The organism is Thiomonas delicata (genome assembly GCF_900088825.1).
GTDB lineage: Bacteria > Pseudomonadota > Gammaproteobacteria > Burkholderiales > Burkholderiaceae_C > Thiomonas_A > Thiomonas_A delicata.
Genome location: NZ_LT592170.1, coordinates 799,806 through 816,224 on the forward strand (window position 1 = coordinate 799,806; position 16,419 = coordinate 816,224).

General features: G+C 69.0%; 14 protein-coding genes. 8 read left to right on the forward strand and 6 right to left on the reverse strand.

Annotated features, from left to right (window positions below):
- Positions 1 to 24 precede the first annotated feature (24 nt).
- Genes THIARS_RS03750 through THIARS_RS03765 form a run of 4 tightly spaced genes read right to left on the reverse strand, consistent with a single transcriptional unit; the run spans position 25 to position 3,985 of the window.
- Positions 25 to 759: a TetR family transcriptional regulator C-terminal domain-containing protein gene (locus tag THIARS_RS03750; protein ID WP_094159534.1), complete on the reverse strand. Its 735-nt coding sequence runs from the start codon at positions 757 to 759 to the stop codon at positions 25 to 27.
- Positions 759 to 1,394, reverse strand: coding sequence for a uracil phosphoribosyltransferase (gene upp / locus THIARS_RS03755; RefSeq protein ID WP_094159535.1), 636 nt, complete (start codon positions 1,392 to 1,394; stop codon positions 759 to 761). The genes THIARS_RS03750 and upp overlap by 1 nt, the downstream gene beginning before the upstream one ends.
- A gap of 60 nt (positions 1,395 to 1,454) precedes the next feature.
- Positions 1,455 to 2,735, reverse strand: coding sequence for a DUF1688 family protein (locus THIARS_RS03760; protein WP_094159536.1), 1,281 nt, complete (start codon positions 2,733 to 2,735; stop codon positions 1,455 to 1,457).
- Entirely contained in the window at positions 2,732 to 3,985 is a 1,254-nt protein-coding gene (locus tag THIARS_RS03765; protein WP_094159537.1) for a GTP cyclohydrolase II, read from the reverse strand. The genes THIARS_RS03760 and THIARS_RS03765 overlap by 4 nt, the downstream gene beginning before the upstream one ends.
- Positions 3,986 to 4,347: 362 nt before the next feature.
- Here THIARS_RS03765 and THIARS_RS03770 point away from each other — a divergent pair, with 362 nt between their 5' ends.
- The 5 genes from THIARS_RS03770 (at position 4,348) to THIARS_RS03790 (ending at position 9,049) form a co-directional block, all read left to right on the forward strand.
- Complete coding sequence (locus THIARS_RS03770) at positions 4,348 to 5,592, forward strand: amino acid ABC transporter substrate-binding protein (protein WP_094159538.1); 1,245 nt, start codon at positions 4,348 to 4,350, stop codon at positions 5,590 to 5,592.
- A gap of 89 nt (positions 5,593 to 5,681) precedes the next feature.
- The gene (locus THIARS_RS03775) at positions 5,682 to 6,563 is read left to right on the forward strand and encodes a branched-chain amino acid ABC transporter permease (RefSeq protein ID WP_094159539.1); all 882 of its coding nucleotides are present in this window, start codon (positions 5,682 to 5,684) and stop codon (positions 6,561 to 6,563) included.
- Positions 6,556 to 7,491 (forward strand): branched-chain amino acid ABC transporter permease, encoded by a 936-nt coding sequence (locus THIARS_RS03780; RefSeq protein WP_245845480.1) that lies wholly within the window; start codon positions 6,556 to 6,558, stop codon positions 7,489 to 7,491. Before THIARS_RS03775 ends, THIARS_RS03780 begins: the two co-directional genes overlap by 8 nt.
- Positions 7,481 to 8,188: an ABC transporter ATP-binding protein gene (locus THIARS_RS03785; RefSeq protein ID WP_094159540.1), complete on the forward strand. Its 708-nt coding sequence runs from the start codon at positions 7,481 to 7,483 to the stop codon at positions 8,186 to 8,188. Before THIARS_RS03780 ends, THIARS_RS03785 begins: the two co-directional genes overlap by 11 nt.
- A 159-nt stretch (positions 8,189 to 8,347) precedes the next feature.
- Positions 8,348 to 9,049 (forward strand): ABC transporter ATP-binding protein, encoded by a 702-nt coding sequence (locus tag THIARS_RS03790; protein ID WP_094159541.1) that lies wholly within the window; start codon positions 8,348 to 8,350, stop codon positions 9,047 to 9,049.
- A 36-nt stretch (positions 9,050 to 9,085) separates the two neighbouring features.
- Here THIARS_RS03790 and THIARS_RS03795 read toward each other — a convergent pair whose 3' ends face one another.
- The gene (locus THIARS_RS03795; protein ID WP_186436561.1) at positions 9,086 to 11,425 is read right to left on the reverse strand and encodes an AsmA family protein; all 2,340 of its coding nucleotides are present in this window, start codon (positions 11,423 to 11,425) and stop codon (positions 9,086 to 9,088) included.
- A gap of 131 nt (positions 11,426 to 11,556) precedes the next feature.
- On the opposite strand from THIARS_RS03795, the gene THIARS_RS03800 reads away from it, so the two are divergent.
- Complete coding sequence (locus tag THIARS_RS03800) at positions 11,557 to 12,759, forward strand: FAD-dependent monooxygenase (protein ID WP_094159543.1); 1,203 nt, start codon at positions 11,557 to 11,559, stop codon at positions 12,757 to 12,759.
- 53 nt (positions 12,760 to 12,812) lie between these two features.
- Positions 12,813 to 13,532: a DsbC family protein gene (locus tag THIARS_RS03805; RefSeq protein WP_094159544.1), complete on the forward strand. Its 720-nt coding sequence runs from the start codon at positions 12,813 to 12,815 to the stop codon at positions 13,530 to 13,532.
- Between the two features lie 70 nt (positions 13,533 to 13,602).
- On the opposite strand, the gene THIARS_RS03810 is transcribed toward THIARS_RS03805, so the two are convergent.
- Positions 13,603 to 14,376, reverse strand: coding sequence for an EAL domain-containing protein (locus THIARS_RS03810; protein WP_245845482.1), 774 nt, complete (start codon positions 14,374 to 14,376; stop codon positions 13,603 to 13,605).
- 153 nt (positions 14,377 to 14,529) lie between these two features.
- Between THIARS_RS03810 and THIARS_RS03815 the strand changes: the two genes are divergently transcribed.
- Positions 14,530 to 16,395 (forward strand): M61 family metallopeptidase, encoded by a 1,866-nt coding sequence (locus THIARS_RS03815; protein WP_094159546.1) that lies wholly within the window; start codon positions 14,530 to 14,532, stop codon positions 16,393 to 16,395.
- The last annotated feature ends 24 nt before the right edge of the window (positions 16,396 to 16,419 follow it).

Sequence of the window (16,419 nt, forward strand, 5' to 3'; positions counted from 1 at the left end):
CCGTCGCTTGGTCGGGGCGTGCTTTCAGCCCCGCCTGGAGGTTTTGCGCCCTTCCCGCAAGCGAGGCGCGGGGTGGGCAGCGGTGTCCGCGGCCGGTGCCGGCGCGGGTTGATCGCCCAGCCCGCAGCCGCGCAGCACGAGACCGACCACATGCTCGGTGGCGCGTTGCCAGGGCGCGCCGCGCAGGCTGCGCGCGCCCAGCACGGCGCGCACCTGGGGGGCGAAGTCGGCATAGGTCTGGGTCGCGGCCCAGATGGTGAAAAACAGGTGCGGCGGGTCGACCGGCGCCATGCGCCCCTGCGCGATCCAGCCCTCGATCACGGCCGACTTGCGCGCCACCAGCTCGCGCAGTTCGCCGCGAAGAATGTCCTGCATCTCGGGGGCGCCGCGCAGCATCTCGCCGGCGAACACGCGCGAGGCCTCGGGCCGGGTCTGCGCCAGCGCCATCTTGGCGCGCACGTAGGCGCCCAGCGCCTGCGCCGGGTCGGCATCGGCGCGAATGCCGTCGGTCTCGGCCAGCCAGTCGCGCAGCATGCGCTCCAGCACCGCGCGGTAGAGCTGCTGCTTGGTGCGGAAGTAGTAGTGGATATTCGCCTTGGCCACTCCGGCCTGCGCGGCGATCTCGGCCATGCTGGCGCCGCGAAAACCGTCGCGCGCGAACACGGCCTCGGCCGCGCGCACGATGGCGGCTTCGTTGGCTTGGCGGATGCGTCCCGCGGCCGGCGCAGGCGCAGCGGTCGGCGCCGGCGCGGCGGCCATCACTTGGTCCCGAAAATCCGGTCGCCGGCATCGCCCAGGCCGGGGACGATGTAGCCGTGCTCGTTGAGGCGCTCGTCGACGGCGGCCAGCGTGACCGGAACGTCCGGGTGGGCCGCGCGCACCGTGCGCAGGCCCTCGGGCGCGGCCAGCAGGTTGACGAGCTTGAGGGCGCTGGCGCCGGCGTCCTTCAGGCGCGTGAGGGCGGCGGCGGCCGAATTGCCGGTGGCGAGCATGGGGTCGACGACGATGACCAGGCGCTCGGACATGTCGTCGGGCACCTTGAAGTAGTACTCCACCGGCTCCAGCGTGTCGGGGTCGCGGTACAGGCCGATGTGGCCGACGCGGGCGTTGGGCAGCAGATCGATCATGCCGTCGAGCATGCCGTTGCCGGCGCGCAGGATGGACACCAGGCACAGCTTCTTGCCGCTGAGCAGCGGCATGCGGCAGGCGGCGACCGGGGTGACGATCTCCACCTCCTCGGTGGGCAGGTCGCGCGTGGCCTCGTAGGCCAGCATCGCGGCGATCTCGCGCACCAGGCGGCGGAAATTGTCGGTGGTGGTGTCCTTGCTGCGCGCCAGCGTCAGCTTGTGCTGCACCAGCGGGTGGCTGACGACATGGACCATGGGATCGTGCATCTGGGTTCTCCGTTCATGTTGTGTGTTGTGGTGGGCGTGCCGGGCGCGTGGCCTGGGGCGTCAAAACACCGTGCCGTCGCTGACGATGCACAGCGGCGGCCCGCCGTCGGCGCGGCGCTCGGCGGCGATGCGGCGGCCGGCGAACCAGGCGCCGCCCTCGATCACCTGCGTCAGCGGAAATTGCGCCGCGCTCACGCCCAGTCGTGCGCGCACGGCGTCGGCCAGGTCGTCGAGCAGCGCGACGGTGAGGGCGCGCCACTCCACCACCGGCTCGCTGTCGACGGCGAGGGGCTTGCTCGCCAGCGCGGCGTCGCGCGGCTGCAGCAGGCCGAGGTCGAGCAGCAGGCCGCCGTTGCGGTATTCGGGCAGGCCGGTGAGGGCGTCGAGTTCGCGCACCTGCAGGCCGCCCCATTGCAGCGGCTCGATCAGCGAATAGCTCATCCACTGCGTCAGTTTGTGGAAGGGCATATAGCCGTCGCTCGTGGCGGGGTGGTGCCAGCAGTCACCCAGGTTCACGCCGGCCAGCGTCAGCCGGCCCGGCCACACCGGGCCGAGCAGGCGCAGCAGGGAGGACAGCATGGTGTCGGCGCGCACGCTCATGCCTTTCCCCTCGCCCTGCGCCGCGGCGTGGGCGAGCCAGTGGTCGAACAAGCGCCCCAGGCGCAGACTTCCGGGGCGCTCGGGGTCGGCGAACACGGCGGGCGCGGCGCGCATGGCTTCGCCCAGATTGCGCAGCAGTTGGGCGCGGCCTTCCAGGCCCACCAAGGGGTTGTCGGGCCCAACCTGGAAGGCCTGTGCCAACGCGGCGGCGTCGCTGCGTCGCAGCGCGGCGGCGTCGCAGCGCAGGGGTTGGGCCGGATCGTCCGACAGCCGGCCGCTGGCGAACAGCGCCAGGCTGGCCACGCCCAGCCCTTCGGAGCGCGCCAGGGTCTGGCCGCTGCCGGCGTCGGCGTAGCGCCACTGCGGGCCGGCGCCGGCGTCGAGCAGCACGCTGGGGACCACGAGGTCGATGGCGATGCGGGCACGCTCCTGTGGCGTGGCGTGCAGCGGGCCGAGCAGGCTTGCGAAGCGGTCGACGCCGCCGCTCTCGAAATGGCGCCAGCGGCTGTGCATGGGCACGCGCAAATCGGGGTGGCGGCTGCGGATGGTGTCGACCACATAGTCGGCCGTGGCGTCCATGCGTTCCGGATGCCAGGTGAAATGCGCCAGTTCGCCGCGCCGCGCATGGGCCATGATTTGCGCCGCGTGGCTGCGCACGGCGCCGGCGCTCAGCAGGTTTTCGGCGCGCGCGGCGGGGGATCGTGCGAGAGAGGATGCGCCGGTCTGGACTGGGCCGCTCATTCTTCCAGCCCCCGGCCCTTCGGCAGCGCCAGCTCCTCTTCACTCGGCGTGTCGTGCGAGAAGTAGCCGGCGGCCTTCTTCGCGTCCATCTCCACGCGCGCATCGGACGGAATCAGATCGTCGGGAATGGCCACCTGCTCGACGACCTCGATGCCGGCCTGGGTCAACGCGCCGAGTTTCATATGGCTCATCGACGCCCAGCGGTCGATGCGGGTGATGCCCAGCCAATGGAACACGTCGGGCATCAGTTCCTGGAAGCGCATGTCCTGCACGCCGGCGACGCATTCGGTGCGCTCGAAATAGGTCTCGGCGCGGTCGCCGCCGGCCTGGCGCTTGCGCGCGTTGTAGACCAGGAACTTGGTGACCTCGCCCAGCGCGCGGCCTTCCTTGCGGTTGTAGACCACCAGGCCGACGCCGCCTTGCTGCGCCATCTCGATGCAGACCTCGATGCCGTGCGCCAGATAGGGCCGGCAGGTGCAGATGTCGGAGCCGAACACGTCGGAGCCGTTGCATTCGTCGTGCACGCGGCAGGCCACGCGGGTCTCGGGGCGGCCGAGCTGGGCGACGTCGCCGAAGAAGTACAGGGTCATGCCGCCGATGGGGGGCAGGAACACCTTCAGGTCGGGCCGCGTCACCAGCTCGGGGAACATGCCGCCGGTCTGCTCGAACAGGGCGCGGCGCAGCGCCGCCTCGCGCACCTTGAAGCGCGCGGCAATGCCCGGCAGCCACCACACCGGGTCGATGGCGGCCTTGGTCACGCGCACGTCGCCGTTGGCATGCAGGATGGCGCCATCGGGCGTGAGCCGGCCCTTGACGATGGCGTCTTTCAGCTCGGGCATGTTGATATGCGCGCGGGTGACGGCGATGGTCGGGCGCAGGTCGAGGCCGGCGGCAATCTGCGCGGCGAACACCTCGGGCACCAGATGGCCCCAGGGGTCGAGCGAAACGATGTTGCCGGGCTCGGCCCACTGCGGATGCGGGCCGATGCCGGCGGCCGGCGCGGTGTCGGTGAAATCGGGCCGGTGGTCGCGGTCCAGCGCGCCCGAGGCCACGGCCAGCGCACGGTACAACGCATAGGCCCCCGCATGCGTGCCGATGGCGTTGCGCCGGCGCGGATCGGTCAGCGTGGCCACCACCGGACCGCGCTCGGCGGCCGTGGCCGCGCCCCAGCGGATCTCCGGCGCATGCACGCTGCCGCCCGTGCCGGGGTGCGACGAGAGGACGACATGGCTGAAGGGCGGGCTGGACATGAGGGCACTCCGTAAAACCTGACCAATTGGTCAGAATGTACAGGCAGTCAAGCAAGCCCCATGCCGGGTTTCCCCGGCGCGGCGGCAGGACGATGCCGTTCTGCCACAAGCCGGCGCCGGAGCCGGGGGGAGCCGGACAGGGTGCGGCGTGGAGGCGTGCGCACCGCAGTCGTGCGGGCGGCGAAGGCGAGGCCGCACCACCAAAGTGCACCCCAGCAAGGCGGGATGGAAACATTAAGTTTCACTTGCTTGCATTCCTTCATTGACTGTGATTGCGTCGACTCTGACAATCATTTTTGACAATCCAACGTCAAAAAATCCGTGCCCACCGATCCCATGACGGGCGCAACCAGGAGACTCACATGAAGCACAACATCCGCAAGGCGCTGAAGGCTTTGGCCGCAGGCGCCACATTCACCGCGGCCGCCGCCGCGGCACAGGCAGCCGGTGCGCCGGCGGTCATCAAGATCGGCACGCTGTACGCCAGCAGCGGCGCGTTCGCCGTCGCCTCGCAGGGTCAGTACGAAGGCCTGCAGTTCTGGGCCAACGCCGTCAACAAGGACGGCGGCCTGTTCGTCAAGGCCTACGGCAAGAAGATTCCGGTGAAGATCGTCGCCTACGACGACCAGAGTTCCACCTCCACCGCCACCTCGCTCTACAACCAGCTCATCACCCAGGACAAGGTGGACGTCCTCGTGGCCGACTTTGGCTCGGTGCTGACCTCGGTGGCCGTGCCGCTGGCGGCCGAGCACCACATGCTGCTGATCGACCCCACCGGCTCGGGCGCCAACTTCTTCACCAAGAAGACCGACTACCTCGCCGACGTGAGCATCCCGTCGTCCCAGGTGTGGCCGGTGCCGCTGGGCAAGTTCCTGCTGGCGCAGAAGATCAAGCGCGTGGCCATTCTGTACGACGCCAACGACTTTGACGCCTCCCAGGCCACGACGCTCAAGGACGTGCTGGCCAAGGGCGGCGTGACGCCGGTGTACTACCACGGCGTTCCCACCTCCGAGTCCAACTACACCATCCTGCTGCACACCATGGCGGCCAGCCATCCCGAGGCCGTGATCGAGCTGGGCTATCCGCCCAACGACATCGCCTTCCTGCGCTCGCTGTCGCAAAGCGGGCTGCATTTCGACATGACGTTCACCATCTTCCCCGGCCAGCTGCTGACGCTGCTGACGAAGAACGTGGGCGCCAAGGCGCTGGCCTACACCTACACCTATCCGACGCCGCCGCTGGTGAAGTACGACAAGGTCACCTACGGCATGAACACCGCCGAATTCGTGCAGGCCTACAACGCCGCCACGCACAAGGAGCCCAACTTCCTGAACGCCGCGGGCTACAACACCGGCATCGTCATGCAGGACATGCTCGGCACCGCGCCGAAGTTCACGCAGCTGGACTTCCATCAGGCGCTGATGGACATGTCGGGCAAGACCACGACCCTGCTCGGCCCCTTCGAGATCAACGCCAACGGCGCGCAGCTCGGCCAGCCCTTCCCGGTCGCGCAGCTGGTGCCCGAGGGCGACGGCTCCAAGGTTGTGGTGGTCTATCCGCAGGACAAGGCCACCGGCAAACCGGTGTACCCGGCGCCGCATTCCTGATGCGTGGATGACCCGGGCGGCGCGCCCGCCCGGGTTTGCAAGCGCCACGCGGTGATCCCGCGGTGTCAGCGCAAGGTTGGGGAGAACCCGTGGAATTGCTTGAGTACGCCATCATTGGCGGGATTTTGTATGGCATCTTTTTCAGCCTGGTCGGGATCGGGCTGAATCTGATTTTCGGCGTCATGCGCATCATCAACCTCGCGCATGGCCAGTTCATCGTGCTCGGCGGCTATGCCGCGTTTCTCGTCTCGCAGCACTTCGGCCTCAACCCGCTGTGGGGCATCGCGCTGTCCGTGGTCGGCGCCATCGTCGTCGGCTGGCCGCTGTATGCCGCGGTGGTGCCGCGCCTGCAGCGCAGCGGCGACCCGGAGATGCTGTCCTTCATCCTGTTCTTCGGCATCGGCCAGATGCTGGAGGCGCTGACCGTGCTCGGCTTCGGCGCCGACCAGCGCTCGCTGCCGGGCGACGCCTTGGGCAGCGGCAATCTCGGCCTGCTCGGGCAGGAGTTCCCCGACAGCTGGTGGGTGGCGGCGGCGGTGAGCCTGGCGGCCATCGCCGGGCTGTACGTCTATTTCTCGCACACCAAGCTGGGCTACGCCACGCGCGCCATCATGGCCAACCGCGACGAGGCCCTGGCCACCGGCATCGACGTGCGCCGGGTGTCGGCCATCGCCTTCGTCGCCGGGCTGGCGCTGGCCGGCATCGCCGGCGTGTTCGTGCCCTATCTGCTGGGCTCGGTCTCGCCCGATCTCGGCGACGGGCTTACCACCACCTCGTTCGCCATCGTCATCATCGGCTCGCTGGGCAACCCGCTGGGCACCGTCATCGGCGGCCTGGTGTTCGGTCTCGGCACCATGCTGATGCAAACCTACTACTCATCCTGGTCCAACGTCGTGCCCTATGCGCTGCTGCTCGTCATCGTGCTGATCCGCCCCTCCGGTCTGCTCGGAAAGGCGGTGCGCCTTGCGTGACGCCACCTTCATGCGCTGGGCGCGGCCCGGCGCCATCGTGCTGGCGCTGCTCGCCGGCGCCTTCGCCCTGCTGCCGCATGTCTACGGCAACCAGTCCCTGCTGTTCACGCTGATGACCTTCATCGTGCTGGCCCAGGGCTTGAATCTGCTGTACGGCTTTACCGGCTACCTGCCGTTCGGCTACGTCGGCTTTTTCGGCTGCGGGGCGTATGCCACCTCGCTGCTGGTGCTGCACACCCACCTTCCGGTGCTGGCCTGCGTGGCGGGCGGAGGGCTGGCTGCCGTGTCGATGGCGTTGGTTCTCGGCCCCTTGCTGCGGCTGTCGGGCGCCTACTTTTCCATCGCCAGCCTGGCGGCGTCGCAGATCCTGTACTTCGTCGTGTCCAACACCAATCTGGCCGACATCACCGGCGGGCCCTATGGCCTGAAGATCGAGCAGGTGTACGCCCCCAACGCCAGCTATTTCTCGATGCTGGCCGTGCTGCTGCTGGCCACGGCGCTGGCGGCCTACTTCCGCGCCTCGCGCTTCGGCATGGCGCTGCGGGCGATGAAGCAGGATGCGCTGAGCGCCTCGATGGCCGGCATCGACATCGTGCGCGCGCGCCTGATCACCTGGCTGGTCTCGGCCGCCATCGCCGGGCTGGCCGGCGGGGTTTACGCCTGGAACCTCTCGGTGTTCTACCCGGACGCCGTGTTCACCTTGCAGATCTCGGTGTTCGCCATCGTCTTCTCCCTGTTCGGCGGCGTGGGCACGGTGGTCGGGCCCATTGTCGGCGCGGCCGTGCTGTACACGCTGTACTCGGCCATCGGCATTTCCACGCCGCAGTACTTCCAGCTGGTCTACGGGCTGCTGATCGTGCTGCTGGTGCTGTTCCTGCCCGGAGGCATTTTGTCCTTGTTCAGCCGCAGGGGGATCCGTGTCTTCTGAACCTCTGCTGCGCCTGGAAGGCGTGTACAAGCGTTTCGGCGGCCACGCCGTGCTCAACGACGTGAGCTTCGCCGTGGGGCCCGGCGAGATCGTCGGCCTGGTCGGCCCGAACGGTTCGGGCAAGACCACCACCATCAATGTCATTTCCGGGGTCCACCGCGCCGATGCCGGCGCCGTCGTGTTCGACGGCCGGCCGGTGCACAAACTGCCCACGTTCCGGTTGGCGCGCCTGGGCATCAACCGCACCTTCCAGGTGCCCAAGGTGTTCCGCGACATGACGGTGCGCGAGAACATCGAAGTCGCCGCGCACTTCGGCCGCGCGCATGACGCCGACGTGGGCGCCATCCTGGCCGACATCGACCTCGCCGCGCAGGCCGACCAGCTGGCCGGCTCGCTCACGGTGAACCAGCAGAAGCTGCTGGACCTCGGCCGGGCGCTGGCCACCGGCCCGAAGCTGCTGCTGGTGGACGAGATCGGCGCCGGCTTGAATCCGGCCGAGCTCGGCGGCATCGCCACGCTGCTGCAGAAGCTGGCGGCGCGCGGCATCGCCCTCATCGTGGTCGAGCACCTGCTGGACTTTCTCAACCGCATCACGGCGCGCGTCATCGTGCTCGGCGCCGGTCGCATGCTGTTCGAGGGTCCGCTGGACGCCGCCTCGCGCGACCCCGAGGTCGTCGCGGCCTTCATCGGAGGTTGAGGCCATGAAGCCCACTGCACGGCCGCCCGAAAGTGGGCGAATTCCCTCCGGGAGGGAACGCGCGCAGCGCGAGGGAGCACAGATGATCTCACTGCACGGCCGCCCGAAAGTGGGCGAATTCCCTCCCGGAGGGAACGCGCGCAGCGCGAAGGAACACCCATGAGCCTGCTTTCCCTGCAAGGCGTCGAGTCCGGCTACGGACCGATGCAGATTCTCTGGGGCATCGACCTCGATGTCGCCGCCGGCGAAACCGTGCTGCTGCTGGGCGCCAACAGCGCCGGCAAGACCACCCTGTTGCGCACCATCATCGGCCTGCTGCCGTGCTGGCGCGGCGGCATCCGCTTCGATGGCGAGCGCATCGACACGCTGGCGCCCGATCAGCGCATCCGCCGCGGCATCGCCTTCATGTCCGAACTCGGCGTGTTTCCCACCTTGTCGATCGACGAGAACATCGCGCTCGGCGGCTATTTCCTGCGCGACGCCGAGGTGCGGCGCCGCCGCGAGCGCCTGTTCGAGCTGTTCCCCGATCTGGCCGCGAAGCGGCGCGACGCCGCCGGCTCGCTTTCGGGCGGGCAGCGCAAGATGCTGGGCATCGCCAAGGTGCTGGTGTCCGAGCCCAGGTTGTTGCTGATGGACGAGCCTTCGTCGGGACTGGCGCCGGTGTTCGTCAAACAGGTGATCGAGGTGCTCAAGACCTCCATCGGCAGCGGCACATCGTTGCTGATCGCGGAGCAGAACGTCGCCTTCCTGGCGCTGGCCGACCGGGGTTACCTGATCGACCACGGCAAGGTCAGGCTCTCGGGCACGCGGACCGAACTGGAGTCGAGCGACGCGGTGCGCGAAGCCTACTTCGGGCTTTGACGCCGCCGCGGCCATTTCGGCCGCCGGCCGCGGGGCTTAAGGCAGCAGGCCTTTGAGCTTGTCCTGCAGCCTGTCGCGCAGCTGCTGTTGCGGGTTGGGGCCGAGGCGTTTTTCCAGCTCCTGCCGGGCGCGATTCCTCACCGCGTTCTCGATGGCGCCGCCCGCCGCCTGCGACCACAACACGGCGTACTGCGGCTGGGCGAAGGATCCCGAGATCCGGACCGGAACCGTCAGCCCCTTGAGGGCCGCCGCCCGCTCCCCGCCCTGGCCGGCCAGGGTGCCGACGATGGTGGGGCGCAGCACATAGTCCAGGGTTTGCGCGGGGAGGTCGAAGCGGCCCTTGCCGCTCACGCGCAGCAGCGGGCTTTGCAGGTTCAGGTCGGAACTCGACGCCACGCCTTGCGCAAGCTGGAAGCTCACCGACAGCGACGTGAAGTCGGTCTGCTGCGTGCCGCTCGTCACCGCTTGGCGATCTTGCCTAAGGCGCAGCAGGCTGTTCGCGTCGCGCAGGCTTTGCGCCAGGTTGAAGCCCTTGAGCGCGCCGTTGCGCACCTCGAACTGCGCGGTGCCCGACAGCGCGCGCAGCCATGCCTCGGGGGTCTTGCCCTGGGTGTCCAGTGCAAGCGAGCCATTGGCCGTGCCGAGCAGGAAGTCGCGCCCGCTCAGGGCCTGGATGATGGGCTGGATCTGCAGGTTGCGCGCCGACTGCCTGAGGGTGTAGTGCGCCGTGCCCAGGTTGACGCGCGCGGTGCCGGACAGGCTGCCGCCATAGCCCTGGACCGAGAAGGGGTCGACCGTGACGGCCTTGCGGTCGTCATGCACGCGCATCTGCAACTGGCTCCACTGCATGCCCTTGAAACGCAGACGGCCGATTTGCAGGCGGGCGTCCAGGTCCAGTGCCTGCAGCGCAGAGAGGTCGATGGGTTGGGCCGGGGCCTGGGCTGGCGCCGCAGGTGCGGCGGACTTGGCCGCAGTCGCGGTCGGCGGTCGAGCCACCGTGGCGTGCGTGCCGAGCAGGGCATCGAGGTCGAGCTGGTCGGCGCTCGCGTTCAACGTGATGGCGCCCTTCTGGCTGTTGCCCGCGAGCTTGATGTGCGAGGCGCCGGCAAGTCCCGCCAGGTCGACGCTCGCCGTCGAGCCGGCCAGGGCGTAGGTCATGCTGCCTTGCAGGTCGAGGGGCAGCGGCTTGGCGCCCGGCCGCGCGGCTTGCCAGGTGCCCTGCAGCCTTGCGGCGTCGAGCGTCGCTTCGATCGTTCGCAGGTTCAGGCTCAGATTTCCGCGCAGCTCGGCGTGGACACCGGCGGCGCCGGCTGTCATGCCCTGTTCGACGGCGAGTTGGACGTCGGGCCATTGCAGCTTGTCCATCGCGCCGGAGGTCGCCGGGGCGCTGATCGTCACGCGCGTGGTGCCCGGCGCAGCGCCCAGCAGGGCCTTGGCCTCGAACGCGCCGGCCGCGATGCGGTGGCCGGCCCACGACAGCTGGGGCAGGCTGGCTTCGGCCTGCAGGGGCTGGCCCTTGGCGCCCTGGCCCTGGGCCTTGAGCTCGAAAGCCTGCACCTCGAGCTTGGCCGTGTTCGGGTCGGGGGTCGGCGCGCCCTGCGCCGCGGTGTAGCTCAGGCTGCCCGACACATTGGTCAGCAGTTTCTTGATGCCCAGCACGCTGCCGTCGCTGCGCAGCATGAAGTCTTGCAACGCGAGCGGACCCCGGGGCGTGGCGAGCAGGCGGCCTTTCAGACTGAAGTTGGTATCGAGCTGCGGCTTGGTGAAGACGGCGCGCGCGCTCAGGCGCATCGGACCTGGCGCGGATGCGCCGATTCCGGCCAGTTCCAGGTTCAGTGCCGCAAGGTGGCCGGCGACGCCGGTCTTGGCGTCGTGCAGGGTGATGGTCCCGTCCGTGACGCTCAGGCTGCGCACCAGCAGGTCCAGCGGCGGCGCGGGATTGTCCGACGTGTCTTCGGCCTGCGGCGTGCTCGGCTTGGGCAGCAGGTCATCGAAATTGAAGCGGCCCTGCGCGTCGCGCTGGATGATCACCCGCGGCGCGTCCAGCGCGATGCGGTCGACCACGATCTTGCGCCGAATCAGGGCGAAGAGGTCGAGATGCAGGCGCATGTCTGCGGCTTGTGCGAACAAGGCATCGCTGCCGGGCTCGCTCAGGCGCATGGGCCCGGTTTCGAGTGTGAATGGCGGGAACAGCCGCAGATCGATGGTGCCCGGCAGGGCCAGGGTGCGGTGGTAGCGCTCCTGGACCACATGGATGAGCGCCGACTTGTACTGGTTCGGGTCGAAGGCCAGCAGGATCAGCCCCACGCCTCCCACGACGAGGATGAACAGCGCGACCAGCGCCGCCACGGTGAACTTGATCAGCTTGCCTGTCATGCGCGGCTCCTGCAGGCGAGCCGCGCAGCGTGTCCTCGTGCCTGGTGTGTCATCGTGACCGTGGCGCGCCGCTGTGGGCGGGAGGCGCAAAATGAAGGGTCGTTCCATTCTAGGCACAGGATTCGTGTTCCATGACTTCGCGTACGGATGATGTCGTGATCGCCGGTGGCGGCCTGGTCGGCAAGGCCGTCGCGCTGGCGCTGGCGCAGGCCGGTTTGCGCGTGCTGCTGTGTGGCGCCAGGCCCGCCGCGGCAGCGCCCGCCGAGGGCTACGGCCAGCGCGTGTATGCCATCAATGCGGCCTCCCGCCGGTTTCTGGAAGGCCTGCGCGTGTGGCCGCAGCTGCCGTCCGAACGGATCCAGGCGGTGGAGCGCATGCGGATTGCGGCGGACGGCGCCAAGCTCGAATTCAGCGCTTACGCGCAGGGCGTGGAGGCCCTGGCGTGGATTGCCGAGTCCGACGCGATCGAACGCGCGCTCGATCTCGCCCTGCAGTTCGAGCGCGGCGCCAGCATCGCCACCGCCAGTGTGGAACAGGCGCAACAGGAGGGCGGTCAATGGGACGTGCGGCTTGCCGACGGCGCGCAGGCGCGCGCCGGGTTGCTGCTCGGAGCCGACGGCCGCAACAGCCGCGTGCGTGCTTGGGCCGGGATCGGCGTGCGCAGCAAACCCTATGGTCAGACCGGCATGGTGTGCAATTTGCGCTGCGCGCAGGGGCATGGCGGGGTGGCGTTCCAGGCGTTCACGGCGGAGGGGGTGATCGCCCTGCTGCCCCTGCCTGCGTGGAATGGCGAGCATCAGGTCTCCCTGGTGTGGTCGGCGCCCGCGGACCTGGCCGCGCAACTGCAGGCGGCGGGCGCCGACACCTTGGCGCAGCGGCTGCATACCCACCTCGACGCCTTGGGGGCCGGGCATCTTGCGCCGATCTCGGCCGCGGGCGGGATCGGCGCATGGCCGCTGGTGTTGCAGCGCGCCGACAGCCTGGTGGCCGATGGCGCCGCGCTGCTGGGCGATGCCGGCCACGTCATCCATCCCCTGGCCGGGCATGGCCTCAATCTCGGCCTGCAGGATGCCCAGGCGCTGGCTGCCGTGCTTGCCGGGCGCGGCGCCGCGCAGGCGGTGGGCGACGCGCGCGTGCTGCGGCGTTATGCGCGGGCGCGCGCCGAGCAGGTCCTGGCCCTGGAATGGGTCACGGACGGCCTGCAGCGGCTGTACGCCCCGGGCATGGCCTGGCTCGCTCCACTGCGCGCCTTGGGATTGGCGGGGACCAATCACCTCACGCCCGTCAAGCGCTGGCTGGCCGGCTATGCTTCGGGCTTGGCCGTGGCGCCCTGAATTCCCAGGGCGCGCGTTCGTCCGCGGCAACATCCCCACCCTCAGGAATTCCCATGAAATTTCGCTTCATCGCAGCCCTGCTCGGGCTCGCCGCCAGTCTGGTGCTGGCCACCGCCAGCCAGGCCCAGACCACGGCCGAGGTGCGCAATGCCCTCGCCAAGGTGCTGCCCAACTTCCCTGCATCGGCCAAGATCATCAAGACCCCCTACGCGGGCCTGTACGAAGTGGATATCGGCGACCGTGTGTTCTACACCGACGCCAGCGGCCGCTATTTGTTCGCCGGCGAGATCCTGGACACCAAGACCGGCACCAACATGACCAAGGAGCGCATCACCGAATTGCAGAAGATCAGCTGGAAGGATCTGCCGTTCAAGGATTCGTTCAAGGTCGTCTACGGCAACGGCAAGCGCCAGATCGCCGTGTTCGAGGACCCGTATTGCCCTTACTGCCATCAGCTCGACAAGACCCTGGAGAAGATGAGCAACATGACCGTGCACGTGTTCCTGTTCCCGGTCATCCGTCCCGAGTCCCCGGTCAAGTCGCGCGAAGTCTGGTGCGCGCCCGACCGCAGCAAGGCCTGGCAGGCATGGATGAACGACCAGAAGGATCCGCCCAAGGCTCCGGCCGGCTGCGCGGATCCTCTGAAGGCCAACCTCGCCCTCGGCCAGCGCCTGGGGATCGAGAGCACGCCCACCATGTTCCTGGAGAACGGCCAGCGCATCACCGGGGCGGTCGATGCCGCCGAGATCGAAAAGCGCATGGCGATGAAGTGATCCCGGCGCGTCCCACGCGGGACGCGCATGCGCGGGCTCGCGCTGCGCCCCGCGCCGCGGCCGCGGCGCTTCAGGCGGTGGCGATCTTGCCCGTCTGTTTCAGGAACTGCGCCCAGTCTTCGAGTTCACGCGGTTCGCCGAACAGGTAGCCCTGCATCACGCGCAACCCGAGCGCGTGCAGCGCCTCGGCGTTTTCGTGGGTTTCCACGCCTTCGGCCACGACCTTGATGTCCAGGCGCTGGGCCAGGGCCACCAGCGAACGCACGATTTCCTCGTTGCGCACGTCGCCCTTGAGTTCGGAAGTGAAACCCGACGGGATTTTCAGGTGCGCGGGGCTGAGCCGCTTGAGGTATTCGAACGAGGCATAGCCCTCGCCGAAGTCGTCCATCGCGATCAGGATCCCCGCCTGCTGCAGGGCCGTGATGTTGCGCAGCACGCTGGGAAACACCGGGATGGGCCGGCGTTCGGTGACTTCCATGATGAGCCGGTTGGCCGGCCACTGGTTGCGCTGCAGAACCTGTTCGATGCGGCGCACCAGATCCGGGTCGCCAAGCTGGTCGGCCTCGATGTTGACCGAAATGTAGCCGCGCCAGCCGGTCCAGTTCGACAGCACGCGCGCTTCCGAGACGGCTTCGTCGACCACCCAGAAAAACAGCTCGCTGGTCTGGGTCGGGCTGAGCTGGGGCAGGAAGGTCAAGGGGGAGTGGCGCCTGGGCGCCGTTTCGGCGCGCCAGCGGAACAGCACCTCGAGGCCGAGGATTTCTCCTCCCGGATACTGCACCTGGGGCTGATACACGAGAGACGGCGAGCCTGAGCCGGCATGGCCGGCAATTTCGCTGAACACGTCACGTTCCACAGCTTCCCTCGGTCTGTTTTGATTTTGATGAGGCAGATTAGCATGGAGTCGGCTTCCCCTCCGCGGGGGCGCATGCGGCCACGGATGCCGATATGCGTTTTGCGCGGGGCGCGTCGCCTTGTCCACATCCTGTCCCGCACCATGCCATCAAGCCCTACACCCGTCGCACGCAAGCGCAGTTCATCGGCCCTGCCGGCCCCGACCCCGGATGCGCAAGGCCGGCAGGGGCCGCATTACACCGTGGGCATGGACGACGCGCTCGCGCACCGGTTTTCCATCGAACTCGATCTCGCCTCGCCTGCCCCGCAGGGGCAGGAATTCTGGCTGCCGGTGTGGATTCCCGGAAGCTATCTGGTGCGCGAGTTCTCGCGCCATGTGCTCGCCGTGGAGGCGGCCTGCGCGGGCAAGCCGGTGGCCTTGCGCAAGGTGGCCAAGAACCGTTGGCGCGCGGCGCCCTGCAAAGGGCCGCTGCGTCTGCGCTGGACGGTGTATGCCCACGACGCCTCGGTGCGCACGGCTTTTCTCGACGCCTCGCGCGGCTTCTTCAACCCGTCCAGCCTGCTGCTGGCGGTGGACGGGCAGGAGCAGGCCGCGCACACCCTGCGCATCCTGCCGCCGGCGGCGCAGCCCGCGTGGACGGTCGCCACGACGCTGCCGGGCGTGGACGTGGACGCGCGCGGTTTTGGCCTCTACCGGGCGGACAGCTACGACCGGCTCATCGACCATCCCGTCGAAGTCGGCCGACTGCTGCGTCTGCCGTTTCGCGCCCACGGCGTGCCGCACGAGATGGTCATCGCCCACGCCGACCGCCTGGAAGGCCAGGTCGACACACGGCGGCTGGCGGCCGACCTCAAGCGCATTTGCGAAGCCGAGATGGCCCTGTTCGAGCCGCAGCGGCCGCGGGCTCCATTCAAGCGCTACGCCTTTCTCGTCGCCCCGACCAGCAACGGCTACGGCGGGCTGGAGCATGCCGACAGCACCGCGCTGATCTGTGCCGAAGCGGACCTGCCCCATCCGGCCGACGGCAAGACGCGCAGCGCCGGCTACCGCCAGTTCCTCGGCCTGTGCAGCCACGAGTACTTCCACGCCTGGAACGTCAAGCGCATCCGTCCGCAGGCGTTGACGCCTTACGACCTCGAGCGCGAGAACATGACCAGCCTGCTGTGGCTGTTCGAGGGCTTCACCTCGTATTACGACGACCTCATCCTGCGTCGCGCCGGTCTGCTGGAGCCGCAGCAATACCTGGATCTGCTGGCGCGCGCGATCAACGCCGTGCAGGCCACGCCGGGGCGCCACGTGCAGAGCCTGGCCGACGCCAGTTTCGACGCCTGGATCAAGTTCTACCGCCCCGACGAGAACACGCCCAACGTGACCGTCAGCTACTACGCCCTGGGCGGATTGTTCGCCCTGGCGCTCGACCTGACCCTGCGCATGCGCAGCAAGGCCACGCTCGACGACGTGATGCGCCTGCTGTGGCGCCGCTACGGCCGCGACGATGCGCCCTTGCGCGATCAGGGTTTGGCCGAGGACGCCCTGCCCGCGCTGGTGCGCGAGGTCAGCGGGCTGGACCTGCGCGGCTTTTTCGCGCGCCATGTCGACGGCACCGCGGAACTGCCGCTGCAGCGCCTGCTCGCCGCCATCGGCGTGCGCTGGAGCCACGGCAAAGCGGACGTGCTCACCGGGCTGGGGCTCAGGCTGGACGACGCACAGGGCTGGCCCAAGGTGCGCCAGGTACTGGCCGGATCCTGGTCGCAACAGGCCGGCCTGTCGCCCGGCGACCTGCTGCTCGCCGTGAATGGCGAACGCACCAGCCCCGAGCACCTCAAGCGCCTGCATGCGCGGGCCCGCATGGGCGACCTCTGGCAGGTGCATGCCATGCGCGACGCGCGGCTGGTGCAACTGCAGGCGCCTCTGCCCACGCTCCCGCAGGGCCCGGTGCAACTGGCCCTCGCCGACAAACCGCCAGCGCGCGCGCTGCGCTGGCGCAAGGCTTGGCTTGGCGCGTGAACGGGGCCGTCGCCGTCGCCTGAG